Source organism: Glutamicibacter sp. MOO4, assembly GCF_056934395.1.
In genome coordinates this window covers 2180424-2205946 of sequence record NZ_CM167800.1, presented here as the reverse complement: position 1 = coordinate 2205946, position 25523 = coordinate 2180424, and the positions used below count along the sequence as shown (strand labels likewise).

19 protein-coding genes and 1 pseudogene are annotated in these 25523 nt (G+C 56.3%); 12 read left to right on the top strand and 8 right to left on the bottom strand.

All coding sequences use genetic code 11. The features are described from left to right. Positions 1–10 precede the first annotated feature (10 nt). From gcvP to AC1Z3F_RS10260, 7 genes are all read left to right on the top strand, one after another. Positions 11–2857 carry an aminomethyl-transferring glycine dehydrogenase gene (gene gcvP, locus AC1Z3F_RS10290; RefSeq protein ID WP_483565651.1) on the top strand — a complete coding sequence of 949 codons (2847 nt, stop codon included), beginning with the start codon at positions 11–13 and terminating at the stop codon, positions 2855–2857. 12 nt (positions 2858–2869) lie between these two features. Further along, positions 2870–3997 carry a glycine cleavage system aminomethyltransferase GcvT gene (gene gcvT, locus AC1Z3F_RS10285; RefSeq protein WP_131089008.1) on the top strand — a complete coding sequence of 376 codons (1128 nt, stop codon included), beginning with the start codon at positions 2870–2872 and terminating at the stop codon, positions 3995–3997. A 60-nt stretch (positions 3998–4057) separates the two neighbouring features. After that, positions 4058–4438, top strand: a complete 381-nt coding sequence (gene gcvH, locus AC1Z3F_RS10280; RefSeq protein WP_483565650.1) for a glycine cleavage system protein GcvH — start codon at positions 4058–4060, stop codon at positions 4436–4438. After that, a complete protein-coding gene (gene glyA, locus AC1Z3F_RS10275) occupies positions 4438–5760 on the top strand; it encodes a serine hydroxymethyltransferase (RefSeq protein WP_262199454.1) in 1323 nt (440 codons plus the stop codon). The genes gcvH and glyA overlap by 1 nt, the downstream gene beginning before the upstream one ends. 187 nt (positions 5761–5947) lie before the next feature. Further along, complete coding sequence (locus tag AC1Z3F_RS10270) at positions 5948–7357, top strand: L-serine ammonia-lyase (protein ID WP_131089005.1); 1410 nt, start codon at positions 5948–5950, stop codon at positions 7355–7357. A 401-nt stretch (positions 7358–7758) separates the two neighbouring features. After that, positions 7759–8868 (top strand): NADH:flavin oxidoreductase/NADH oxidase, encoded by a 1110-nt coding sequence (locus AC1Z3F_RS10265; RefSeq protein WP_131089004.1) that lies wholly within the window; start codon positions 7759–7761, stop codon positions 8866–8868. Between the two features lie 139 nt (positions 8869–9007). Next, positions 9008–10138, top strand: coding sequence for a baeRF2 domain-containing protein (locus tag AC1Z3F_RS10260; RefSeq protein ID WP_483565649.1), 1131 nt, complete (start codon positions 9008–9010; stop codon positions 10136–10138). Between the two features lie 117 nt (positions 10139–10255). Here the strand turns inward: AC1Z3F_RS10260 and AC1Z3F_RS10255 are convergent, their stop codons facing one another. Then, on the bottom strand, positions 10256–11500 hold the full coding sequence (locus AC1Z3F_RS10255; RefSeq protein ID WP_131089003.1) for a CPBP family intramembrane glutamic endopeptidase: 1245 nt from the start codon (positions 11498–11500) through the stop codon (positions 10256–10258). 135 nt (positions 11501–11635) lie between these two features. Here AC1Z3F_RS10255 and AC1Z3F_RS10250 point away from each other — a divergent pair, with 135 nt between their 5' ends. The 3 genes from AC1Z3F_RS10250 (at position 11636) to AC1Z3F_RS10240 (ending at position 15072) form a co-directional block, all read left to right on the top strand. After that, positions 11636–12886 carry a YibE/F family protein gene (locus AC1Z3F_RS10250; protein WP_131089002.1) on the top strand — a complete coding sequence of 417 codons (1251 nt, stop codon included), beginning with the start codon at positions 11636–11638 and terminating at the stop codon, positions 12884–12886. Positions 12887–12955: 69 nt separating this feature from the next. Next, positions 12956–13933, top strand: coding sequence for a metal ABC transporter solute-binding protein, Zn/Mn family (locus AC1Z3F_RS10245; protein WP_131089001.1), 978 nt, complete (start codon positions 12956–12958; stop codon positions 13931–13933). Between the two features lie 20 nt (positions 13934–13953). Then, the gene (locus AC1Z3F_RS10240) at positions 13954–15072 is read left to right on the top strand and encodes a CDP-glycerol glycerophosphotransferase family protein (protein WP_131089000.1); all 1119 of its coding nucleotides are present in this window, start codon (positions 13954–13956) and stop codon (positions 15070–15072) included. 7 nt (positions 15073–15079) lie between these two features. On the opposite strand, the gene AC1Z3F_RS10235 is transcribed toward AC1Z3F_RS10240, so the two are convergent. From AC1Z3F_RS10235 to arr, 3 genes and pseudogenes are all read right to left on the bottom strand, one after another. Next, a complete protein-coding gene (locus tag AC1Z3F_RS10235; protein ID WP_483565648.1) occupies positions 15080–16570 on the bottom strand; it encodes a gamma-aminobutyraldehyde dehydrogenase in 1491 nt (496 codons plus the stop codon). Positions 16571–16641: 71 nt separating this feature from the next. Beyond that, a complete protein-coding gene (locus AC1Z3F_RS10230; RefSeq protein ID WP_131088998.1) occupies positions 16642–18087 on the bottom strand; it encodes an NAD(P)/FAD-dependent oxidoreductase in 1446 nt (481 codons plus the stop codon). 310 nt (positions 18088–18397) lie between these two features. Then, a pseudogene (gene arr / locus AC1Z3F_RS10225) lies at positions 18398–18808 on the bottom strand (NAD(+)--rifampin ADP-ribosyltransferase). Between the two features lie 140 nt (positions 18809–18948). Here arr and AC1Z3F_RS10220 point away from each other — a divergent pair. After that, complete coding sequence (locus tag AC1Z3F_RS10220; RefSeq protein ID WP_131088997.1) at positions 18949–19761, top strand: shikimate 5-dehydrogenase; 813 nt, start codon at positions 18949–18951, stop codon at positions 19759–19761. Positions 19762–19870: 109 nt separating this feature from the next. Here AC1Z3F_RS10220 and AC1Z3F_RS10215 read toward each other — a convergent pair whose 3' ends face one another. From AC1Z3F_RS10215 to AC1Z3F_RS10200, 4 genes are all read right to left on the bottom strand, one after another. Then, positions 19871–20347, bottom strand: a complete 477-nt coding sequence (locus AC1Z3F_RS10215) for an HtaA domain-containing protein (RefSeq protein ID WP_131088996.1) — start codon at positions 20345–20347, stop codon at positions 19871–19873. Between the two features lie 64 nt (positions 20348–20411). Then, a complete protein-coding gene (locus tag AC1Z3F_RS10210) occupies positions 20412–20879 on the bottom strand; it encodes a hypothetical protein (protein WP_131088995.1) in 468 nt (155 codons plus the stop codon). 96 nt (positions 20880–20975) lie between these two features. Further along, on the bottom strand, positions 20976–22349 hold the full coding sequence (locus tag AC1Z3F_RS10205) for an aspartate aminotransferase family protein (RefSeq protein ID WP_262199458.1): 1374 nt from the start codon (positions 22347–22349) through the stop codon (positions 20976–20978). 7 nt (positions 22350–22356) lie between these two features. After that, the gene (locus AC1Z3F_RS10200) at positions 22357–23853 is read right to left on the bottom strand and encodes a CoA-acylating methylmalonate-semialdehyde dehydrogenase (RefSeq protein WP_483565647.1); all 1497 of its coding nucleotides are present in this window, start codon (positions 23851–23853) and stop codon (positions 22357–22359) included. Positions 23854–23935: 82 nt separating this feature from the next. On the opposite strand from AC1Z3F_RS10200, the gene AC1Z3F_RS10195 reads away from it, so the two are divergent. Then, positions 23936–25462, top strand: coding sequence for a PucR family transcriptional regulator (locus AC1Z3F_RS10195; protein WP_483565646.1), 1527 nt, complete (start codon positions 23936–23938; stop codon positions 25460–25462). Positions 25463–25523: the final 61 nt, after the last annotated feature.

The following is a 25523-nucleotide window of genomic DNA, read 5'->3' as shown; positions in this document are numbered from 1 at the left end:
CTCCAGCACCATGACCATCACGCAGACTTCGGCTTCTACGAACAGTGAATTCGTTACTCGCCACATCGGCCCGCGTCCTTCTGACGTCGCCACCATGCTTCAGACTCTTGGCTACGACAGCCTAGAATCACTGATTGATACCGCAGTTCCCGCAGATATCCGACAAGGTGCCGCACTGGATATTCCAGCAGCACTAAGTGAAACCGAAGCGCTGGCCCACCTGCGTGCGGTAGCCTCCAAAAACGTCATGAAGACCCAGATGATTGGTCAGGGCTTCTACGACACCCTCACCCCAGCGGTGATTCGACGCAACATTGTCGAAAACCCAGCCTGGTACACCGCTTACACCCCGTACCAGCCAGAAATCTCCCAGGGCCGCCTCGAAGCCCTACTGAACTTCCAGACCATGGTGATGGATCTGACCGGTCTGCCAATCGCCAACGCTTCTTTGCTGGACGAATCTTCGGCCGCCGCAGAAGCCGTGCTGATGATGCGCCGTGCTAACAAGAAGAAGGCCAAGGGCAAGACCGTCCTGGACTCCAACATCTTCCCGCAGACCATCAAGGTTGTGCAGGGCCGTGCCGACGCACTGGGCTTCGAAGTTGAAGTTGCTGACCTCTCCGCAGGCCTGCCAGAAGGCGACATCTCCGGCATCGTATTGCAGCAGCCAGGTAACAACGGCTCCATCGCAGAACACGCAAGCATCATCGCAGCCGCCAAGGACGCCGGCGCAATGGTCACCGTCATTGCTGACCTTTTGGCTTTGACCATGATCACCCCTCCGGGTGAACAAGGCGCCGATATCGCTGTGGGCAACACCCAGCGTTTTGGTGTTCCACTGTTCTTCGGTGGTCCACACGCGGCCTACATGGCCGTTGCCGATGGTCTGACCCGCTCGATGCCAGGGCGCTTGGTTGGTGTCTCGGTTGATGACGCTGGCGTTCCTGCCTACCGTCTGGCACTGCAGACTCGCGAGCAGCACATCCGCCGCGAGAAGGCGACCTCCAACATCTGTACCGCTCAGGCATTGTTGGCCATTTGTGCCTCGATGTACGCGGTGTACCACGGTCCAGCCGGTTTGAAGCAGATCGCAACCCGCGCCAACAACCACGCTCGCGTGATTGCCACCTCGCTGGTAGCAGGCGGCTTCACCCTCGCATCCGATACCTTCTTCGACACCGTTGTGGTGAACGTGAAGAACGCCGAGGAAATCATCTCCAAGGCGATCACCGCGGGCATCAACCTGCGCAAGGTCAACGACACCCAGGTTGGTATCTCCACCGATGAGGCCACCACCTCAAGCATCGTCAAATCCCTTCTTGAGGTCTTCGGCGTAGAGCTTTCGGCTCCAGAAGGCTTTGAGATCCCAGAGTCGCAGGTTCGCACCAGCGACTACCTGACCCACCCGATCTTCAACACCATCTCTTCCGAGACCCAGATGATGCGTTACCTGCGTCGTCTCTCGGACCGCGACCTGGCACTGGACCGCACCATGATCCCATTGGGCTCGTGCACCATGAAGCTGAACTCGGCTGCCGAAATGGAATCCATCACCTGGCCAGAGTTCGCTTCCATCCACCCTTACGCGCCGGCAGAGCAGACCGAAGGTTGGCGTGAACTGATCACCGACCTTGAAGGTCGACTGACCGCGATCACCGGTTACGCTGGCGTCTCCATCCAGCCAAACGCTGGTTCCCAGGGTGAATACGCGGGCCTGCTAGCCATCTCGGACTACCACGCATCACGCGGCGAGGGTCAGCGAAATGTCTGCCTGATCCCAGCCTCGGCTCACGGCACCAACGCGGCTTCCGCGGTACTGGCTGGCATGAAGGTTGTCGTTGTAAAGACTGCTGCCGATGGCACCATCGATTCCAATGACCTGGATGCCAAGATCGAAGCCAACAAGGACGTGTTGGCTGCGATCATGATCACCTACCCATCCACTCACGGTGTGTACGACGCTGACGTACGCGAAGTGTGCGACAAGATCCACGCCGCCGGCGGCCAGGTATACATCGACGGTGCCAACATGAACGCACTGGTTGGTCTGGCACAGCCAGGTTCCTTCGGTGGCGACGTTTCGCACCTTAACCTGCACAAGACCTTCTGCATCCCTCACGGTGGTGGCGGCCCAGGCGTTGGCCCAATCGGCGTAGGCGAGCACCTCTTGCCATTCCTGCCAGGCGACGCTTCGGGCACCTACACCGAACGTGACGGTGTGCCAGTGGTTGCTACCGCTTTCGGTTCGGCCGGCGTACTGCCAATCTCTTGGGCTTACATTGCGATGATGGGCGGCGACGGTCTGACCGAAGCTACCAAGCATGCAATTTTGAACGCCAACTACATTGCCAAGCGTCTGAACGAGCACTTCCCAGTACTGTTTACCGGTAACAAGGAATTGGTTGCCCACGAGTGCATCCTTGACCTGCGCGAATTGACCGCCAAGACTGGGGTGACCGCAGAAGATGTGGCCAAGCGCCTGATCGACTTCGGCTTCCACGCACCAACCTTGTCCTTCCCAGTAGCAGGCACCCTGATGGTGGAACCAACCGAGTCTGAGGACTTGGGCGAGATTGAGCGCTTCATCGAAGCGATGATCACCATCCGTCAGGAAATGGAAGAAGTGCTCTCGGGCGTTTACACCATTGAACAGTCGCCACTGCGCCACGCTCCACACACCGTTACCGCCGTGGTCAACAGCAACTGGGACCGCAAGTACTCGGTAGAGCAGGCTGCGTTCCCGGTATCGCGTCTGAAGTTCGACAAGTACTTCCCGGCTGTTGGCCGTATTGATGGTGCTTCCGGCGACCGTAACCTGATCTGCTCCTGCCCGGCTCCTGAAGCCTTTGAAGACTAAGAGGATTTCACGATGACTGAGACTACCCACGAACTAAAACGCACCGCCCTCTATGAACAGCACAAAGAGCTGGGCGCAAACTTCACTGACTTCGGCGGCTGGGATATGCCACTGAAGTACGGTTCAGAATTGGCCGAGCACAAGGCTGTTCGTTCCACTGCTGGGCTTTTTGACCTGTCCCATATGGGCGAGGTGTACCTGGCTGGACCGGAAGCGGTCACCGCGCTGAACACCGCGCTGGCAGGCAACTTTGGCATCATGAAGGTGGGCAAGGCCAAGTACTCGCTGATCCTCAATGATGACGGCAAGATCATTGATGACTTGATCGTGTACCGCCTTGAAGAAGAAAAATTCCTTGTGGTTCCTAACGCTGGCAACGCTGTGGTGGTAGCCGCAGCCCTTGCAGAGCGTGCAGCTAAATTTGATGTCCAGGTCGATAACGCTTCGGAGCGTCAGTCGCTGATTGCAGTGCAGGGACCGAACGCGCAGGACATCGTCTCCAAGCTGGCAGCTGACCAAAGCACCGTTGACTCCGTCACAGAGTTGAAATATTACGCAGCGGTTTATCTGGTGCTCGGCGGTCTTGACGTTCTGGTTGCGCGCACAGGATACACCGGCGAGGATGGCTTCGAATTGATCATCAACAATGATCAAGCGGCCGAGCTGTGGGAAAAAATTGTCACAATTGGTGCGGATCACGAGTTGGTTCCGTGTGGCCTTGCCGCACGTGACTCGCTGCGTCTGGAAGCTGGCATGCCGTTGTACGGCAACGAGCTAAGCCTAGAACGCACCCCATTTGATGCGGGATTTGGCCCTGTAGTCTCCTTCAAGAAGGAAGAAGACTTTGTGGGCCGAAAGGCTCTTGAAGCCCTGCGAGAGCAGACTCCAGCACGCAAGCTGGTCGGTCTGAAGGGTCTGGGCAAGCGCGCCGGACGCGGTGGCTACGCCATCGTTAAGGACGGCGCTACTGTTGGTGAAATCACCTCAGGACAGCCATCTCCGACCCTCGGCTACCCGGTAGCCCTGGGGTATGTGGATGCGCAATACAGTGAAGTTGGCACCGAGCTAGAGGTCGATCTGCGAGGTAAGACTTTGCCATTTGTCGTCGTCGAACTGCCGTTCTACACGCGAGCCAAGTAACGTTAAACATCAGTAGGGCCTAGCCATACGCCCGCTTATTCCCTTGGGAGAGGAAATACCGTGAGTAAAGTTCTTTCGTCATTACGCTACTCGGCAGAACATGAGTGGATCGATGCATCGTCCCCAGCCAAGGTCGGCATCACCCAGATCGCTGCTGACGCCCTGGGCGACGTTGTCTACGTAGACCTGCCAGAGGTTGGCGATTCGGTCAGCGCAGGTGAAACCTGTGGTGAAGTTGAGTCCACCAAGTCGGTTTCCGACCTGTTCTCGCCTGTTACCGGCACCGTAGTTGCGATCAACGACGAGGCTGTAGAAAACCCGGGAATCTTGAACGAAGACCCATATGGTGCCGGCTGGCTGTTCACCGTAGAGGTCGCCGAAGAAGGTCCGCTACTTTCGGCAGCAGACTACGCAAGCGCGAACGGTGGAGATGTCCAGTAATGAGCAACCAGAATTTTGAATCTCTGGCACCCGCATCGCTGACCCAGTCCCTAGCAACTCTGGATCCTGAGGTAGCACAGCGCATCGACGCCGAGCTAGCTCGCCAGCAGCGTGGCCTGGAAATGATCGCTTCGGAGAACCACACCGCCCAGGCTGTTATGCAGGCTCAGGGTTCGGTGCTAACCAACAAGTACGCCGAAGGTTACCCGGGACGCCGCTACTACGGTGGTTGCGAAGAGGTTGACGTCATTGAGACGCTGGCCATCGATCGCCTCAAGGCTCTTTTTGGTGCCGAGTACGCCAACGTTCAGCCACACTCCGGTGCTCAGGCTAACGCTTCGGTTTACCACGCACTGGTTCGCCCAGGCGACACCGTACTGGGTTTGAACCTGGCGCATGGTGGTCACCTGACCCACGGCATGAAGATCAACTTCTCCGGTCGTCTATTCAACATCGTTCCTTACGGTGTAAATGAAGAGACCAACCTGGTGGACATGGACGAAGTTGAGCGCCTTGCCGTGGAGAACCAGCCAAAGATGATCGTTGCTGGTTGGTCCGCTTACCCACGTCAGCTGGACTTCAAGCGCTTCCGCGAAATCGCTGACAAGGTCGGCGCTTACCTGTTCGTGGATATGGCTCACTTTGCAGGTCTGGTTGCAGCTGGTCTGCACCCATCGCCTGTGCCTTACGCCCACGTGGTTACCTCCACCACCCACAAGACCCTTGCCGGTCCTCGTGGTGGCATCATTCTGTCCAACGACGCGGATATTGCCAAGAAGATTAACTCTGCAGTCTTCCCAGGCCAGCAGGGTGGTCCACTGGAGCACGTCATCGCTGGTAAGGCTGTAGCTTTCAAGATTGCAGCTTCCGAAGAGTTCAAGGAACGCCAGCAGCGTACCTTGGCTGGTTCGCGCATTCTTGCTGAGCGTCTGACCCAGGAAGATGTTGCTGCCAAGGGCATCAGCGTTTTGACCGGTGGCACCGATGTGCATCTGGTGCTCGTTGACCTTCGTAACTCGGAGCTTGACGGACAGCAGGCAGAAGATCTTTTGGCACAGGTGGAGATCACGGTTAACCGCAACGCGGTTCCATTTGATCCACGTCCGCCAATGACCACTTCGGGCTTGCGCATTGGTACTCCAGCACTGGCAACCCGTGGCTTCTCGGAAGCTGCATTTGCTGAGGTCGCGGAGATCATCGCGCAGACACTGATCGCCGGTGCCGATGGTAATACTGCAGTTTTGCCAGAGCTGAAGGACCGAGTTCTGAAGCTGGCCGAGTCTCACCCGCTGTATCCGGAGCTTGCTAAGGTTTCCGAGTAACATCATCAGCTATTGATGAGGGCCCGGAAGGCGGAAACATTCGCTTTTCGGGCCCGCAGTTTTTCCTCCACATTTGTCCACCCATAACTGTGTGGATGTCCCGTTGCAAGGATGACCTCTTGCGCACCCCTTCATCTTTCCGGCAGTTAGCTATCGGAATGCCCAAGTTCTAAGGATGTGACCCGCCATGGCGGTAAGCGTATTCGATCTTTTCTCGGTTGGTATTGGACCGTCCTCCAGCCACACCGTGGGGCCAATGCGTGCGGCACACGCATTCATTGCCCAAGTAATCCGTGAAGAGAAGATAGCAGCCCTGGAGACTATCCGGGTTGATGTCTATGGGTCACTGGCCGCTACCGGTCGTGGGCACGGAACATTCACCGCCATCATGTTGGGACTTGAAGGTTTTGAGCCTGAAAAGGTGCTTCCTGCCCAAGTTGATGAGCGACTGGCGCAGATGGAAGAAACTGGCATTTTGCAGCTAGCTGCTCAGCTAGATCAGCGCAAAGATTTGAAGTACACGGTGGGGGACATGGTTCAGCACCCGCTGACCGTTTTGCCTCGCCACACCAATGGTGTGAAGTTTGTGGCCCTCGATGCCCAGGGTAACGAGCTGGTCAATGAAACCTTCTTCTCCGTTGGTGGTGGTTTCATCGTGCGCGAAGGTTCCGAAGAGCGCATCGAAAAGAACCTTGAGGAAAAGCTGCAGAAACAGCCTTATCCATTCACCACCGCGGCACAGTTGTTGGAACATGTGAAGGACACCGGCAAGTCCATTGCCGAAATCATGATGGCCAATGAGCTGACCTACCGCAGCCGTGAAGAAATTCGTTCGGGCCTGATCCACATTTACGCGGTGATGGAAGAGTGCAAGGACTCTGCCTTGGAGCGTACCGGCGTGCTGCCCGGTGGGCTCAAAGTTCGTCGTCGTGCACCAGAATGGCATGAGCGTTTGCGTAAGGAAGACAAGGACCGTGATCCTGTGTATTGGCAGGAATGGATCAACCTTGTGGCCTTGGCGGTTAATGAGGAAAATGCTTCCGGCGGTCGTGTTGTTACGGCGCCGACTAATGGTGCTGCTGGCATCATTCCGGCGGTGCTCTTCTATGCCACTCACTACGCTCCGGGCGCTAAGTACTGGAACGATGAAGAGAAGAACGATGCAGTTGTGAACTTCTTGCTGACCGCTGGTGCTGTTGGTGTGCTTTATAAGGAACAGGCTTCGATCTCTGGTGCAGAGGTTGGTTGTCAGGGTGAGGTTGGTTCGGCGTCGTCGATGGCGGCAGCTGGCCTTGCCGAAATTTTGGGTGGTACTCCAAAGCAGGTGGAAAACGCTGCTGAAATTGCGATGGAGCACAATCTTGGACTGACGTGTGACCCAATTGGTGGTTTGGTGCAGATCCCTTGTATTGAACGCAATGCGATTGCCGCGTCCAAGGCTGTTAACGCAGCGAAGATGGCGCTGATGGGCGACGGTGAGCACCACGTCACCCTTGATGAAGTGATCATCACGATGCGTGAAACGGGCAAGGACATGAGTGATAAGTACAAGGAGACGGCCATGGGCGGCTTGGCCGTTAACGTGGTTGAATGCTAATCACTAGCTGATTTTTGGTTTCGGGAGGTCGGGTAATCCGGCCTCCCGAAGCACTTTAATGCACGGATTCACTGTCTTAGTCCTGATTTCTATCGCTTGTCAGATACTGAATGATTTATCCCCTAGATGCCATACGTCTATTTCGTCATTAGCACTTTGAGTAGGTATTATGAATTCTTGTCGATTCTCTGTTCGGTGCCAGTGCGGACGAGAAATAAGTAGACTTTTCCACTATTTGTCGAGGGTGGAAGCGTGGGATTGATACGAAGTCCAAGCCATTGGAATGCAGCGTCTGAGCGAAGAGGCAGGCAGGTCCAAGGCATACTCCTGCTCCCGACACTGGGGCACCGCGAAAGAATCGCCCACGGAATAAAACGGCCTTTCACAACGTCTCACTATGTATGCCTCAAAGCAAACTATTCTCACCAGTGACCATCCCAACCAAGAGTGGAAACGGTCTGCAGCTACGCAACCGTGTTGTTCTGCCGCCCATGTGTCAGTATGCAATCGATAAGCGTGACGGTGTTCCAACCACGTGGCAACTAGCTCACCTTGGCTCGATGGCACACGGCGGTTTCTCGTTGGTGATTTCCGAAGCTACCGCAGTGGCAGCTGAAGGGCGCATCTCTGACCGTGATGCCGGGCTGTGGAATGAGGAGCAGGTTGAAGCCTGGAAGCCCATTACGCAATACGTTCGTTCCCATGGCGCAGCCGTAGGCGTTCAGCTTGCGCACGCTGGCGCTAAAGCTTCGACCTATGGATGGTTAAAGGAACTGGAAGATGCCGGAAAGCTCGGCAGCATCAGTGACGAAGACGGTGGCTGGGAAACTTTCAGTTCCTCATCCTCGGACGTATTTGGGCTGAAGCCGGCAACCGCCATGAGCACCGAACAAATCGCAGCCTCAGTCCAAGATTGGGCAGACGCAGCACAACGTGCTGACGAGGCCGGATTCGACCTGATTCAGATTCACGCGGCCCACGGTTACCTGATCCACCAGTTCCTCTCGCCACTATCCAATGAGCGTACCGATGAGTACGGCGGAAGTTACGAAAACCGTACCCGTTACCTACGAGAAGTTGTTGAAGCCATCACCGCCGTATGGCCAGCGGATAAGGCCCTAGGCATTCGCTTCTCGGGTGAAGACTGGGTTGAAGAGGGCTGGCGCATCGCCGATACCGTGAAGCTTGCCAAGCAAATGTATGACCTTGGCGTGCGGGCCTTCGATCTGTCCAGCGCAGGTATCGGTGCTTTCGCCGGTCCTACGGGTCCCGGATACCAGGTGCCGCTGGCTCAAGCGGTGAAACAAGCATTGCCAGAGGACGCGTTTGTGACGGCCGTTGGTGTCATCACTGATCCGACTCAAGCAGAACATATTGTGGTGACCGGTCAGGCTGACGGGGTTAGCATCGCCCGAGCCGCCTTAGGCAATCCGCAGTGGCCAAACCATGCCGCTCAGCAGCTAGGTGCGCAGAAATCTCACCCACCTCAGTACTGGCGCGGCCGCTGGTAAAAGGCGTTGCCATGCTGAATTCTTCCGAATCCTCAGTTAGTTTCTGGTTACCTCTTCCAGCCGTTGAATAGTGATGTTAGGTTAGTCCCACGGATCTAGTCGCAACGCGGCCAGGAGTCGCGTGCGGAAGGGAGTCAGCATGGCACTACGCGCGGATTCTAATGGAATCGACGCTTCGCTCTATCGAAGGAATGGTTCTTGGAGCACAGCTCTCGTTGATGCTTCGTTGGGGACAACTGGAGCACAGGAAGCCGCTGATCGACTTCCAGACGAGGTCGCAAAACTGCTTAAGTCCCAGCAGGCTCAGCCTCAAGATGTACAAGCGCTCATTGGCGTATTGGAACCAGCAAGTGGGCTACGTGCACCAGTTGCACGGTTCGTCGCAGTTCATGATGGCGAAGTAGTTCTTAACGAAATCATTCCGGGTCTCAAGGTCTCCTCTCCTTCAGTTGACGTAGGACCGTTCCCGAATTTCACAGCCATCGCCCGTGCCCGCGGGGGGTCTTTCTCTTACCTCGTCGCTGAGGTCGGAAAAGATGGCGGCGAGGTTCATCTGTATAACACTGCCTCTCCGGAGCGCATTGCTAGCCAAGGTATCGTCGGACTGCCTGAAGAAATCCATCACGCCCGAAAAGTGCCCGGCGAATATGACCAACCCAAGGCGCAGTCCGCAGCCGACGAAATGGTTCGCCGCAATGCTGACGAAGTCGCTGAGCTGATCAGAAACATGTTTGCCGAGAACTACGTGCGATTGATCGTGGCTTCTGGTGACATCAAGGCGCGCGAAGCCGTTATCGCTCAGCTACCGGTTGCCCTACGTGACTATGTTGAAGTCATTGATTCGCATACCCGAACCGGTGGCGCCGACTCCAAACAAGTAGATGCCCAGATCTCCAAACTGATTGATGACGTGAAGTCCAAGGATCTTGCGGATCTGGAGGCCAAGGTCTCCGCGCAGTCCGGCAATGGACGAGCCTTGTTAGCAGTTGGACTTGATGAGGTTGTCACGGCTCTGCAATCGGCTCAGGCAGATACCGTGCTGGTCGGACAGTATCAGGACGAGCACACCCTACGGGCACTAAGTGCTGAACCGTGGATTGCTCACCAGGAAGGCGATGACCACGCCGAGTTGGTTGCTGGTGAATGGCCTGCACCGGAAGTGCTGTTGCGTGCCACGGCACTAACGGATGCGACAATCCGTTACGTTCCTGATTCGCTAATCCCTGATGGTGCCGGAATCGCCGCCCTGCTGCGTTGGGCAAAATCCTAAACAGTCACCAAAACAACAATTGGGTTCTTGCTACGAAGATGATCTTCGTGGCAAGAACCCAATTTTAGTGTTCGACACTTTCTAGCCCACCGAATCGTTACCTACACCGACAGTTAATTAGTCCTGGTCGTGTTGCTGCGGATCGTTGTGCGTCGGTTCGCCCGGTGTTGGGCCAACCTGAGGTGAGCCGCTAGGAGGCTGAGAACCAGGGCCCAGCTGATTTGGATCGTGGAGCATAGGCGGTGGTGGCGGTGGATAGTTGCCCTGCGGATGGTTCTGCTGAGCGTTATGTTGCCAAGGTTCAACCGGCGGAGCCCAGTAGGCCTGGTTAGGGTACGGCATTTGCTGAGGAGCTGACCATGGCTGAAGTACCGGAAGTTGGGGTGGAGGTGGAAGTGCTCCAGCAGTGCGTTGAATGTCTTTCTTGTCGGCCAGCTTGGTTAGTACCGCGGTGAGCACGGCCATGAAGAGCACCGAGATGATTAGTGATGTTCCATCCGAGGACTCCTCATTCAGATCAATTTGGCCCAGCGCACCAAGCATGAACAAGAACGTGTTGTTGATGATGTGCATAGCCATCGCCGCTTCCAGCCCACCGGTTCGCCAGGTGAGATAACCAGCTGCCACAGCAAAAGCGGCAACGTCCAATAATCCGTAGACATCGTAAAGGTGCCCGAAGGTAAACAGCGGTACAGGCAAAAGAATCGCAAACAGCGGATGTTTGAGCCAACTGCCCACAACCTGCATCAGCGCTCCACGGAATACCAGTTCCTCGGCAGCACATTGAAGCGGAGTAAGTAGAAGGACCAAGATGGCAAAGAAGAGCGGATCGGCCGGCACGTCATACGGGGCTAGTTGTCCGGAGTCCTCGGTGCTTAGGCCAGAAAAGCCAAAGCTCAAGGCGAAATAAACGGCGAACAAGATGGCGCTCGTGCCCAGTGCCAGACCGAACCAGCGCCAGCGCATTTTTCCAGCTACGGAAAACAGTTGACCGACAGGTTTAGAACCAAGCAAGAGATAGGCCAAATACACGGCCGGAATCATGACGATCAATGAAACCATCGTCATAGAAAAATCTAACGGTGACGTCATATCGAGCTGCGCATCAGCGAATAACGTTTCGTCGCTAGTGCCGGCGCCAGCATCTGTGGCCCATGTTGCGGGGTTGACCAGCATGGCAACAAATACCACCAACATCACCATGATGAGTAGGGCTACATAGAATCCAGTACCCGTTCCCGCAAAGGCTATAGGCCTCCACCAGCGGTAGTTGTGGCTACGGCGCATCAAACGGTGGAATGGATAACTTTGTTCCCCACTAGTCATAGGCATAGTGGCGGGAGGTGGCAAGGGCGAGCTCATAGCTCAATTCTCTCCCTGATCTGCGTTGACGGCATGAACCTTGCGGAGGATTTATTTGTCATCCTTAGGTGTTCGGCACAATACCCATACACTTGTAGCGAATGATTCGCATTAACTGACTTGGAGCGACGCCGCGTGGGCCACCATCATGACGAACCGATATTGCAAGATCCTAAGCGACGCCGCCGTGCCTCGATTATCTTGTGGGCACTACTTGCGCCCATAGGTGCGCTCGCCCTGGTGATGGTCCTCATTCTGTGGCCACAAGGAAATTACGACAAGTTTGCACTGGACGGCAACATGGATACCGCAGGTGGCGCCACGATGGCCACCGGTACCGTCATGCGTAGTGGAACAGAGCAATGCCCCTCTTCCAAAGGCTTGGAAGACGTCGGTGGCAAGGTTCTAGATTGCAACGTCACCTACGTCATGCCAGATTCTGGTGGCGCCGAAATTCAGCTGGAGATCCCGGCCGAGATGTTGCAATCCCGGGATGCGCGTCCGGGGGATAACCTGCGCTATCTTGACCTGTCCAAGGTTGATACGACCAGCGGAAGCCCGTACGTCTTTGTCGATTTCGTTCGCACCTTGCCGATGGCTCTCTTGGCGATTGCCTATGGAGTGGTTGTCGTGCTGGTCGCTGGATGGCGCGGAGCCAGAGCGGTTATCGGTCTGATCGGTGGCATTGCCTTCATGATCTTCTTTATGGTTCCGGCGCTTATCGAAGGCGGAAATCCGGTATTAGTTGGTTTGACCGGTGCCACGGCCATCATGTTTGTCGCGCTCTATTTTGCTCACGGACTGAATGCCAAAACCTCAACGGCCCTATTGGGAACTCTCTTCGGCCTCGGCGTTACGGCCGGCATGGTGTTATGGCTGACCGACGCGGCAGCCCTGACGGGGGCCAACGGTGAATCGGCAATCACGCTATCTACCGTGGCTCCGCAGATCTCGTTGCCGGGTCTATTGATCTGTGGTGTTTTGGTTGGCGGCATGGGCGTGCTCAACGATGTCACTATTACGCAGTCCGCTACCGTATGGGAACTGGCCGAAACCTCTCCTAGGGCGAGTGCCAAAGAATTATTCTTCCGTGGAATGCGTATTGGTCGAGACCATATTGCCTCGACCGTTTACACCATTGCTTTCGCCTACGCAGGCGCCGCACTGCCGATTCTGGCCATTGCAGCCCTGAGCAACCAAGGTTTTGGTGTGACACTGACCTCGGGGGAGATGGCTGAGGAAGTAATTCGCATCCTTATTGGTTCTATTGGATTAGTACTGGCAATTCCAGTGACTACTGCCGTCGCGGTGATGGTGGTAAAAGCTACTGGCACCGGCGGAGCGCACGGCAAGAGAGCACTATTTGCTACTCAAACCGACGCCTAGGTGCGAACGGTTCTCAAAAGTAATGTAGAATTGTTCTCAATAGCAACCTTGTTTAGATGGAGATCTTGAATGAAGAAGTATCGCTCTTTGCTTGCAGCCGCTGCCGCATTGCCAGTCGCAGGACTGATCCTGACTGGATGCAGCAATACCAGCAGTGAAGCATCGAATGCTGGTACCTCTTCACTGAACGTCGTGGCAACGACCAATGTGTACGGGCAGATCGCTCGCGCTATTGGTGGCGACAAGGTCAAAGTCAGCGAGCTTATTACCTCCGGCGCGCAGGATCCTCACTCTTACGAGCCCACCACCCGTGACAAGCTCACCGTGTCTGAAGCTTCGATTGTTGTAGCCAATGGCGGCGGGTACGACCAGTTTATGGATTCGTTGGTTCAGTCCCTACCGAGCGAACAAGCTGGCGGAGTTCAGCTGATTCACGCCGTGGACAGCTCACCTATTGCCAAAGAGCATGAAGGCGAAAGCGAAGAAGAGCATGCGGAGCATGAGGGTGAAGAATCCCATGAGCATGCCGCATACAACGAGCACATCTGGTACGACCTGGACTCGATGAGCGCACTAGCTGACGAGCTGGCCGATGATTTCGGTGAAGCTGATGAAGCTAACGCGCAGGAGTACACGAAAAATGCGCAGACCTTTAAAGAAGGAATCAAAAAGCTTCAGACCCAGCTCGGCGACGCGAAGCTGACCGGCAAGACGTTCATTATGACTGAACCGGTTCCCTTCCATCTTTTGGAAGATGCCGGAATGGTCAACGCCACGCCCGATGGTTTGAGTGAAGCCATTGAAGAAGGCGAGGGCATCGCGCCGATGACCCTGAAGAAGGCGCAAGACCAGCTGGACGGTGCTCAGGTTGATGCCTTGGCATACAACGTCCAAACTGAAGGCAACGAAACCAAGGTACTCCAGAAGGACGCGGAAAGTGGTAAGGTTCCTGTCGTCGACTTCGCAGAGACCATCCTGAATGATTCCAGTTATCTTGAGTGGATGAATTCCAACATTTCGAACTTGTCTTCCGCGATCAACGGCTAGGTCATACGTAGACTACTTATATGGCATTGATTTCTTCTCAAATTTCTCAAGCGGCAGGTAAGGCAAAGTCTCTGCTCGCAGAGCGATCTGTACGCGCTGAAATAGCCCAAGGAAATCGGGAAATACAACAAGCCGATCACGTCCTCTTCTTCGCTGAGGGACCGGGCCAGTTCTACCAACTAGGTGCCTGGCTGGGGACCTTTGAGCGTTTGGTCGAAGACGGCCTGAGCGTCGGTTTGGTGCTCATGGATTCTCTGAGCGCCAAACGCGCACTGAGCGAGACCACCGTACCGTTGCTCTTCACCCGCTCAATGGAACAGATCGAATCAAAGCTTCGAGGCTGGGGAACCAAGTCGATCAGCTACGTGAACAACGCGCAGCGCAACTTCACAATGCTGCGTGTTAACGGCCCGGCGCATATCCACCTAAACCATGGTGAGAGTGAAAAGGCCTCGATGGTCTCCAATCAGCTCAAAGCCTATGACTTCGCCTGTGTCGCCGGTCCGGCCGCAGTCGAGCGCATCACCGAGAACATTGCACGTTTTGATCCATCACATCTGATCCAGATTGGTCGGCCTCAGCTTGATGCCTTGGAGCAGGAAGGGCCTTCACAGAAGATCCGGGTGCTCTATGCGCCAACGTGGGAGGGCGATTCAGAAGCGATGGCCTACTCCTCTCTAGCAAAACTCGGTGAACGAATTCTCGCTCAGCTGGTTACGGACGACCGCTTTGAGGTGCGCTTCCGACCGCACCCAAAAACCGGTGACAAGTCTGCCGAGGCTGCAAAGGCAGTCACCGCGCTCAAAGCCAATTTCAGTTCAACCCTGGATCCAGTCAGCGATGCCTCGCAGTCTCTGGTGTGGGCCGACGTTGCCATCTGTGACACGTCTGCCATGGCCTACGACGCGGTGGCACTGAACATCCCGTTGCTGCTGGCCTCCGACCGTCCAAGCAAACTCGGTGACGGCCTGCCACTAGAGCAACGGCTGGGCAACGCCAATGGTTTGGCTGACCGGGTGGCGCGATTGGCCGCAACAGGCGTGGCCGGACAGCAAAAACAGCTGGCCCAGTACTTCTTCGCTACCACCGAACCTGGAATGGCAACGCAGAAGCTGAACCAGCTGTTAGCTAGCCTCTAGTCTCCGACTAGCGCTGCTTAAAAACAGTATCCTGCCATGCGCGATGGGCCGCAGGATCACGTGAGAACATCACGTGTTTGACGTTTGTGTATTCGTCAAAGGAATACTGGCTCATATCTTTGCCCATCCCTGAGGCTTTGTAACCACCGTGGGGCATATCCGAAACGATCAGGATGTGTTCGTTGATCCAAACACATCCAGCCTGGATCTGGGCGCTGGCCCGCATCGCGCGGTCAACATTTTTGGTCCAGGCGCTGGCGGCCAAGCCATACGGGGTGTCATTGGCCAGTTCAATTGCTTCGTCATCAGACTCGAATGGCAAGGCAACGAGCACCGGACCGAAGACCTCTTGCTGGACTATTTCAGAATCCTGAGTCGCCCCAACGATCAGTGTTGGACGGTAATAGAAGCCTGGACGTTCCTCGCGGCGCCCGCCGGCCAGAACCTTTGCACCGGATTCTTCGGCTCGCACAACCATCGCAGACACCTTTTCCAAGTGCGCTTCGCTGATCAAAGAACCCATGTCAGTGTCTATGTCCGTGGGATCACCAACCACCATGGCATCCATGAGTTGGGCCACCCGTGCGGTGAACTTTTCAAACACTGAAGAATGCACGTAAGCACGTGTGGCAGCTGTACAGTCCTGACCGGAATTGATCGTGGAGCCAGCTACCGCTCCGTGCGCTGCGGCTTCAATGTCTGCGTCATCAAACACAACAAATGGTGCTTTGCCACCGAGCTCAAGGTGCACTCGATTTGCGAGCTCAGCGGCCATGGACATGATTTTTAGGCCCACCGCGGTGGAGCCGGTGAAGGAAGTCATCTTCACCAATGGGTGGCGGACCAGCGTAGAACCGACGCTTGGACCCTCACCAACCACCACGTTGATCACGCCATCAGGCAGACCTGCATCAGTCGCTGCTTTGGCGAAGAGCATCGACGTGCCAGGTGTGAGCTCACTGGGCTTGAGCACGATGGTGTTACCTGCCGCGATGGCCGGAAGCACCTTCCATGCAGCCATTTGTAATGGATAGTTCCAGGGGCTAATGGATCCGATCACGCCAATGGCCTCTCGACGGATCATTGACGTGGTGTTTCCTGCATAATCTCCGGCTGCTAAACCTTGAAGATTCCTCGCCGCACCGGCGAAGAAGTTCACGTTGTCGATGGATCCGGGAACATCAAACTCGGTAGACATTCGAATGCTCTTGCCAGTCTGAGCTGTTTCTACTTCAGCTAGCTCGTGTTCATGCGATTGAAGCTCTCGAGCAAAAGCCAAAAGATGGTCCGAGCGTTGACCCGGCGTCAGCGCAGACCATGACTTAAAAGCCTCAGCAGCTGCCTGCACAGCTTGGTCAACCTGAGCAACAGTTGCCGTATCAACGTCAAGCAATTTATCCCCGGTGGCAGGGGAGACGCGTGGAAGAACCGGTCCCAGTCCGCGCACCTGCTTGCCGTTTATGAACTGATGTCCTAATGATGGGGTGTAGTAATCCATGATGATTCTCCTGCGGAGGGTACTGAGATCAATGAAAAGTGCGGTGGTCTAGTGACGGAAAAATTCCGTCATTAGGAATCGAATCCCATGCCAATCTTGTCCATGAGGCGCAAGAATGCAGAGCGTTGTCCCTGATTGCGATCCGCTTTAATTAGGTGGTCGGTCATGAGTTTCACGCCCAGCCATGCCGCCGGTTCCGGTGGGAACGGGATGGGTTTGGTGCGCACTAACTCCAGCTCGGTCAGCTCAGTCTTTTCCCCGGCGAGCAAGTCCAGCATGACCTTCGCTCCGAAACGCGTGGCTCCGACTCCTAGCCCGGTGAAGCCGGCGCAGTAGGCTACTTTGCCTCCGTGTGTGAGATCAAAGAACGAGAAGAAACGTGAGCAGGTGTCGATGGCGCCGCCCCAAGCATGCGAGAACTTCAGCCCGTTCAACGCAGGGAAACTGCCAAAGAAGTGAGCAGCTAGTTTTTCGAAGGTCTCCGGGTTGCTGTCATAGCTTGAACGAACCTTTCCTCCAAAGTGATACACGGCGTCGTAGCCGCCGTAGAGGATACGGAAATTCCCGTCGGCGTCGATGGTTGGCCGTGAATAGTGGAAGCGGTTGTTCATGTCGGCCAAACCGACCATCTGTTCCCAACCGATGGCTTCTCGCTGCGCATCGGTGAGTGGTTCAGTCATCAGGGCGTAGTCGTAGACAGGGACGATTCGGGCTCTGTGGCGCTTGATCAATGAAGGGAAAACATTCGTAGCCAGTGCTACACGGTCTGCCAAGATTTGCCCGTCGGTGGTTAGCACCTTGATCTGCTCGTTCATTTCTACCAGTTCAGTTGCCTGCGTATTTTCGTAGAGTTCAACGCCCAGCTCGCGGCATACTCGGGCAAGCTCCCATGCCAATTTGGCCGGATGCACCAGAGCGGTGGACTGATGGTCTAACGCCCCCGCCAAGAAATCTGGTGAGTTGATAACGTTCTTGACCTGGTGTTTGTCAAGATAATCCACACCAGGTGCTTCAGCTTCCTCCGCAGCCCAAGCAATCTGATGAGCCTCGGTGGCTACGCTCAGGGAGCCCTGCCGAACAAAATCAACGTCCATGGCGTAACGCTGAACAGTGGCCTCAAAATCATCGAGGTTCTGGGCGCCGAGTTCACTGAGCAAGGCATTTTCTTTGGGCAGATGATTCTCCCCATTTGCTTCGCCGTGAACTAACGAAGCCTCACAGAACCCGCCGTTGCGACCAGAAGCCGCCCAACCAATGCGTTGGCCCTCGATAAGAACAACATGACGGTTTGGGTCTTGCTCTTTGGCCTGCAACGCAGTCCACAAACCGGTATATCCGCCTCCGACAATTAAGAGGTCAGTGGTGATGAATCCGTGCAGTGCCGGTGTTGGTTCAGGACGTCGGGCATTATCTAGCCAGTAACTGGTGTGTTTGGCTGAGGTCAGGGAAGCGGCGATGTGCTCTGCAGAAGCGGCTTCTTCGTGGCGATCAAAGGTAATGGGGTTCTGTGTGCGCATTAGTTCATTCCTTGATTAGTAGCTTCATTTTTGGGAGCTAGTAAGTCAGCGGAACGACCATAGGGCCTTGAGGTTTTGCGGTTTGTTGGGCAGACAGGATGCCAGTTGAGAGCCAGTCGGCGATCAAGGCTTATCCCTCTTCTCGGAAAAGAAGTCCGCAAAATTGAATGTGATTCATTACTCATCTAATCCTGCGGACAAACCCTTGTCAAGAGTCATGGACCAAGCGATGCAGCTTGCCACTGAATATGACAATGTGCGGATAGAACGGGCGGACGAGCCCGCGCTTGAAGTCCAATGCGAATCGTAATTAGTTGATGATTTCGCCCTTGGGGCTTTGCGCTATTGCAGCGATTCTTTCGCGCCAGGCTTGAAGTTCCGCGGGGGAGAGCCGGGTGAAGTCATGCACTTCGCGGATCACTTTTAGCGGGTGAGTACTGCGGTAGGAACGAGTCGGATTACCCGGGAATTTCTTGTCGGTGACATTGGGGTCATCCTCAAATTCGCCTGTCGGTTCAACCTCGTAAACATGAGGGGCGCCATCTATGGACGCGATTTCGGCTGCTAGCCCCGCACCGTCAGACAGCGCGGTGAAGTAGACGTGGTTCATGATGACTTCTGGCCGGTAATTCGACGGGTATCCCGCAGACGGCTAATCGCCTGGTACCAACTCTGCTTTGGTGCCGTGAAAGAACGGTCCCGATTCAAGATCCTTGCTCATAGAACCAGAGCTTAGCTAATGAGATGACGCAGGGAAAGAGCCACTCACCATGCCTCGGCCCGGCGAGCATTTGGCCGGTAATCAGCTCTTAAACACGTATATTTGGTGGTGAACCACGAACAAGCTTTGGAGATTTCCACGTGCCAATTTTGAACAAAGACATGTCCCTATGCATCTCGCTTTCGGGTCGACCATCCAACCTTGGAACCCGGTTCCACAACTACCTGTATGAAGAACTTGAACTGAACTTCATCTACAAAGCCTTCTCCACCGATGATCTTGCTGGCGCGATTGCTGGTGTCCGTGCGTTGGGTATCCGTGGCTGCTCCGTTTCCATGCCTTTCAAAGAGGACGTGATGAAACTTGTCGACGAAATTGAACCGTCTGCCGCAGCGATCGATTCGGTCAATACAATCGTGAATACCAATGGTCACTTGGTTGCTTCCAACACTGACTTTGAAGCGATCGCAACGTTGATCGCACGCCACGAGCTGGACAAGATCCACAGCGTATTGGTCCGCGGTTCCGGTGGAATGGCTAAGGCCGTCGTTGCGGCGTTCCGCGATGCAGGCTTTGAAGATGTCACCGTGCTGGCACGCAATGAAAAAGCCGGCGCCGAATTGGCTGAGAAGTATGGCTACAAGTTCGTTGCGGCAGACCCTGCCCCAGGACATCAGATTCTCGTCAACGTCACCCCGTTGGGCATGGACGGCGCACAGGCCGATACCCAGTCCTTCACCGATGAGCACATCAACGTTGCCGAAGCCGTATTTGATGTTGTCGCATTCCCGAGCCAGACACCACTGATCCTTGCCGCCCAAAAGGCTGGCAAGCCGGTAATTACTGGTGCAGAGGTCATTGCACTCCAGGCCGCAGCACAGTTCGAAAAGTACACCGGCCACTCGCTGACCGATGATCAGGTAGCGCGAGCTTCAGAGTTCTCTCGCCTGTAAGCATCAATCTGACTGTCTCATAAAGAAGAAGTGCCAGCACTGAAAATTCAGTGCTGGCACTTCTTCTTGCCTTGCTATATACGCGTTGACGAACAGTCAGGGCGCCAAGCTAGCCGCGCAGTACAACCTCAAGGTCTTCAAGCGCTTGGCCAGCTGGGTATTGGCCGTTGAAGAGTTTTGAACCGTCTTCAGTAAGAACTGCAGAGAAGCGAGTCTTGACCAAACCGAATGCACGGGAAACCGAAGTCTCAGTCAATTCAGCAATAGCCACACGCTCAGTTGCTGTATCGATGGTCAGCTTGATTGCGTCGTCTTGGTTTTCCACGCGAGGCTCAATCAGATCTAGCTTCATCATTCCGCCGTGGCCGGAGAACGAAACTTGGCCGTTAAACCACACCTCATTATCGGGAGCTTCTTCTGAAAGCGAAGCAGGGAAGACCAATGAATTGCCGGCCTGCCACACACCATTGCTAGCTTCAATGCGTCCATCAGCCAAGGAAGAAATATAACCGACGAACGAGGCCTTCAGACCCCATTCCAAATGTGGCTGGAACGGATCGCCTGTTGGCGCACCATTTCCCATCATTGTTGTCTTCCTTCCACAGATTACTGACACTAAATGCTCTGTTGATCAGTATTTCATATCTGGGTTAGCTCGTTGGCTCTGGGTTCGCTGCCAGCCGATCATTACGCGGTGCTTCATTTATTACCGGACGATAGTCATCTTCCACGGCGATCGTCGCAGGGTCAAAAGTAGTCCCGTCCGGCAGAGTGAGGGTGGCTACCGCCGAAGATCCGGTCCAATGGTGGATCTCTAATTTGGTGGGGGAGAACTCTTGCTCAATGTTGGCCTGCAGATGATCCAGGGCGCGAGCGTATCCGCTGAATCCAGCACCGAGGCAAACCACCACTAACAAAGCGGCCAAGGCTGAGGTCAGTAATTCAGTACGGATCGACGCACGGCGTGCATAGGTCTGTTCACCGTCGCGAAGCGTAGCGAACTTCTTTCGGCGCACCAGCCCATGGATCAGCACAGGTATACAAATTACGAACAAGATCACCGCGACAACTAGAAACAGCATTGGCGTGGCAAAATCTACCTTGAGGAACTCTCCCATGTATTTACCCTAGCCCTGTAGTAGTTCCACGTCACTAGATCAGATCACCTTTCCCGAGTTGTGGATTCCTCATTGTCCTCCCAAAAGCGCAAGAGGTTATTCGACAAAACTATCAGCGACGATCAGTGCTTGCTCCAGACGATCCAACGCAACAATCAGCACCTCATCTTCGATGTTCATCGCCGGCACCACATGCAACCGGTTGAAGTTAGCAAACGGTAGTAAACCGGCGTTCTTCGCTGCCGTTATCACCTGGTTCATCTCGGGGCTACTGCCACCATAGGCGGCCAGCGGTTCACGAGTCTCCCGATTCTTTACCAGTTCGATCGCCCAGAACACTCCGGTGCCACGCACTTCACCAACCGACGGGTGATCTTTGGCGAACTGTGCCAGGCGTGGCCCGATGATTTCCTCTCCCAAGCGCTGCGCATTTTCAACCATGCGCTCATCTTCCATCGCAGTGATGGTCGCGACCGCTGCGGCGCAGGCCAGGGGATGGCCCGAATAGGTTAGCCCGCCCGGGTAAGGGCGCTCGCGGAATGTCTCAAAGATCTCAGGGCTGATCGCCACTCCACCGAGCGGAACGTAGCCAGAGTTCACTCCCTTGGCGAAGGTGAGCAGATCCGGCACCACATCAAAATGATCCACGGCGAACCACTTTCCGCTGCGACCAAAGCCTGCCATCACCTCATCTGCGATGTAGACGATGCCGTGCTTCTTAGTCAGTTCACGAACCCCTTGCAGGTAACCGGGAGGTGGCAGGTAAATACCCGCGGTTCCAGGAATGGATTCAAGAATGATCGCCGCAATGGTGCCCGGGCCCTCCAGCAGGATGGTGTCCTCCAAATGCTTGAGCGCGCGCTGCGTTTCCTCTTCTAAGGTGGTGGAGTTGAAGTAGGAACGGTAAGGGTAGGCCGGGAAAAAGTGCACTACCCCGTCACTGCCCTGATCCGAGGCGAAGCGCCGAGGATCTCCGGTCAGATTCACCGCCAGCTGCGTGCCACCATGATAGGAACGATAAGCCGAAAGCACCTTCTGCTTGCCGGTATGCACCCGCGCCATACGCACCGCATGCTCTACTGCGTCGGCCCCACCATTGGTGAAGAAGATCTTGTTCAGTTCCCCTGGGGTGTGTTTGGCGACCAGCCGGGCCGCCTCGGAGCGCGCATCGTTGACGTGCTGAGGCGCGATCGTGGCGATCTTGGCGGCCTGCTCTTGGATGGCAGCGATGACTTTGGGATGCTGATGGCCGATATTGGTATTCACCAGCTGACTGGACAGGTCGATCAGCTTGGTGCCGTCCCCATCCCAGACATAGGACGCCTCGGTTTTTAGGATGGTCATCGGGGTAAATGGTCCCTGCGCCTGCCAGGAGTGGAAGACATGCTCACGATCCAGTTCATAGGCACGCTGCCCGGCTGCGATCTGCGCGTCGCTGATTTCTGCGTTGGCTGCTACTTGCTCGCTCATGATGCTCCTAGTCGTTCTGCGGGAAGCCGAGGTTGATGCCACCGTGGCTAGGATCTAGCCAACGTTTGGTAACCACCTTATTGCGGGTAAAGAATTTAAAACCTTCGGGGCCGTAGGCATGCTGATCCCCAAAGAGTGAGGCCTTCCAGCCGCCGAAGGAGTGGTAGCCCACCGGCACGGGGATCGGTACGTTGACCCCCACCATGCCCACCTGGATCTCGTTTTCAAAGCGGCGGGCCGCCCCGCCGTCATTGGTGAAAATCGCGGTGCCATTGCCGTATGGCGAGGCGTTGATCAGTTCGATGCCCTCGTTGAAGGACTGGACGCGCACCACCGAAAGCACCGGGCCGAAGATCTCGTCCGTGTAGATGGACATGTTGGTGCCGACCTTATCGAACAGCGTCGGGTGCAGGAAGAAGCCTTCACCCTCGGCATCCACGGTGCCGGTGCGACCATCAACCACCAGGTCCGCTCCCGCCTCGATTCCGGCATCGATGTAGCCGGCCACCTTGGCCTTGTGCTCACCGGTGATCAGCGGGCCCATATCGCAGCCGCGGGTTCCATCACCCACGCGCAGCGTCTTGGCGCGCTCGGCGATCTTGGCCACCAGCTCATCGGCGATCGAATCGATGGCCACCACCACGGAGATCGCCATGCAGCGCTCGCCGGCGGCCCCAAATCCGGCATTCACCGCCATGTCGGCCGCTAGGTCAAGATCAGCATCGGGCAAAACCAGCATGTGGTTTTTCGCCCCGCCAAAGGCCTGGACGCGCTTATTGTGCGCGGTACCTGTGGCGTACACGTATTGGGCGATCGGGGTGGAACCCACAAAGGACACCGAGCTGACCCGTGGGTCGGTCAAGAGAGTATCCACCGATTCCTTATCTCCATGCACCACGTTGAACACGCCTTCCGGGCCGCCGGCCTCGGCAAAAAGTTGGGCAAGCCAGATGGCGGCCGAAGGATCCTTCTCCGATGGTTTAAGCACCACGGTATTACCTGCGGCGATCGCGACCGGGAAGAACCACAGCGGCACCATGGCCGGGAAGTTAAACGGCGAGATGATCGCTGCCACGCCGACCGGCTGGCGCAGCGAGTGCACGTCCACCCCGGTGGAAGCGTTTTGCGAGTATTCACCCTTCAGCAGATACGGCGCGTTGCAGCACAGCTCCACCACTTCCAGGCCGCGGGCCACTTCACCGAGGGCGTCGTCCAGCACCTTGCCGTGCTCGGCGGTGATGATCGCGGCCAGCTCGCCCTTGCGCTCGGTCAGCAACTGGCGGAAGTTGAACATGATGGCGGTGCGCCGTGCCAGCGAGGTGTCGCGCCACTTAGGGAACGCCGCGGCGGCGGCAGAGATGGCCAGCTCGGTGGTGGCCTTGGAGGCCAGCTGCACGGTGCGGGCCACTTCACCGGTGGCCGGGTTGTAGATCTTGCCGGTGCGATCTTGAGTCGACGTGGCGGCGTTATTAATCCAGTGCTGCAGGTTTTCGGTAGGTGTCATGGCTTCATCATGGTCGAGAAAAGTGAGTCAGAACACCGGCACTATGTCATGATTTAAGCTCGATCGATGACGGAGTGTAAAAATGCTGACGGTTAATGAGGTGCTGTCCCTGCCCATCGTGCAAGGCGCCGAACCCGAAGTGCTCTGCGCTGACGGCCTGGACGCCGAACTGCGCTGGGTGCACGTTACCGAATCCAGCGAAAACATCGCACTACTGCTCGGCGGAGAGCTGATGCTCACCACCCTGCGCAACGTGAGCGACGTCCGCGAATTTATCACCGCCCTGCGCACCGCCGGCGCATCCGGGGTCATCATCGAAAACACCAGCGGCAGCAATTTTTCCGTCGCAGATCTAGGCTTACCGGTGATCGTACTGCGCCGCCAAACCCGCTTTGTGGCCATCACCGAGGTCATCCACCAACTCTTGGTCGCCCAACAGCTTGAAGCCGTGCAATTTTCTCGCACCGTGCACGAAATCTACACCGAGCTCTCACTCAAAGAGGCGGACGAAGCGCAAATTGTCACCCGCACCGCCGCGCTACTGGACGCGCCGGTGGTCCTAGAAGATGTCCGCCACCGGGTCTTGGCGCACGCCGGCGCGCAACTTGATGACTGGATCAACCGCTCCAAATTTGTCGGCTTCCTGGAGCACACCGGGCGCAGCACGGGGGCGGAAAACTGGTTGCAAACTCCGGTGGGGGCGGCCCGCCGACGCTGGGGCCGGCTGATCGTCCCCACCGAATTAGCGGACGATGAACGTGCGGCCATGGTCCTTGAGCGTGCCGGGCAGGCGCTGACCATTACCCGCCTGTCCGGGCGCGATGAACGCGAACTGCTCTACCAAACCCGCACCGCCACCTTGCACGAGCTGATCGCCGGACATAACTACAGCGACAAGGAGCTGGCCAGCCGGACCCAAGCCTTGGGCCTGACCGCCACCGCCTACTACGTGCCGGTGGTCATTTCCAGCAGCGCGGCAGCCACGGCCACCCAAACTCAGCTGGCTGACCGTGCCCTGCTTGAAGTGCTCGATCAGCTCGCCGACACCCTGCACCTGGGCTTCCTCGCGGGTCTGCTTAAACCCGGGTACTTAGGGCTGATCCTGCCGTTGCGCGCCCGCGAATTACTGGACTCCACCCTGCAAGGATTCACCCGCCGCTTGGCCGAAGAACACAGTTCCCCGCTGGCCATCGGGGTGGGTTCCGAAGGCAACCTGCGCACCGCCATCACCGGGCTGGAACAGGCGCGAGCGGTGAGCGAAATTGTGCCGCACCTACCCACGCGCGCCCGCCCCTATTACCGCTTTGCCGACCTGCGCCTGCGCGGGGTTTTATCTGCCATGGGCAACGACTCGCGGATGCGCGCCTTTGCCCACGCCGAACTGGCCGGGTTGCTGGACCCGCTCGATGAACCCGCACTTGACCTGCTCGAACTCTACCTCGCGCACGGCGGCAACAAGTCCGCCCTAGCTAAGGCCGGCTATCTCTCGCGCCCCACGCTCTACACGCGCTTAGCCAAGCTCGAAGCCAAACTAGGGGTGGGGCTGCACTCCGCCGAATCCCGAGCCAGCTTGCAAGTTGCATTGCTCTGGCACCGCCTGCACGGCTAGTTCTCCACATCCCGCCCCGCGGTTTCTGCGCGCGCTTGCGCCCCGGCGCACACTGACAAAC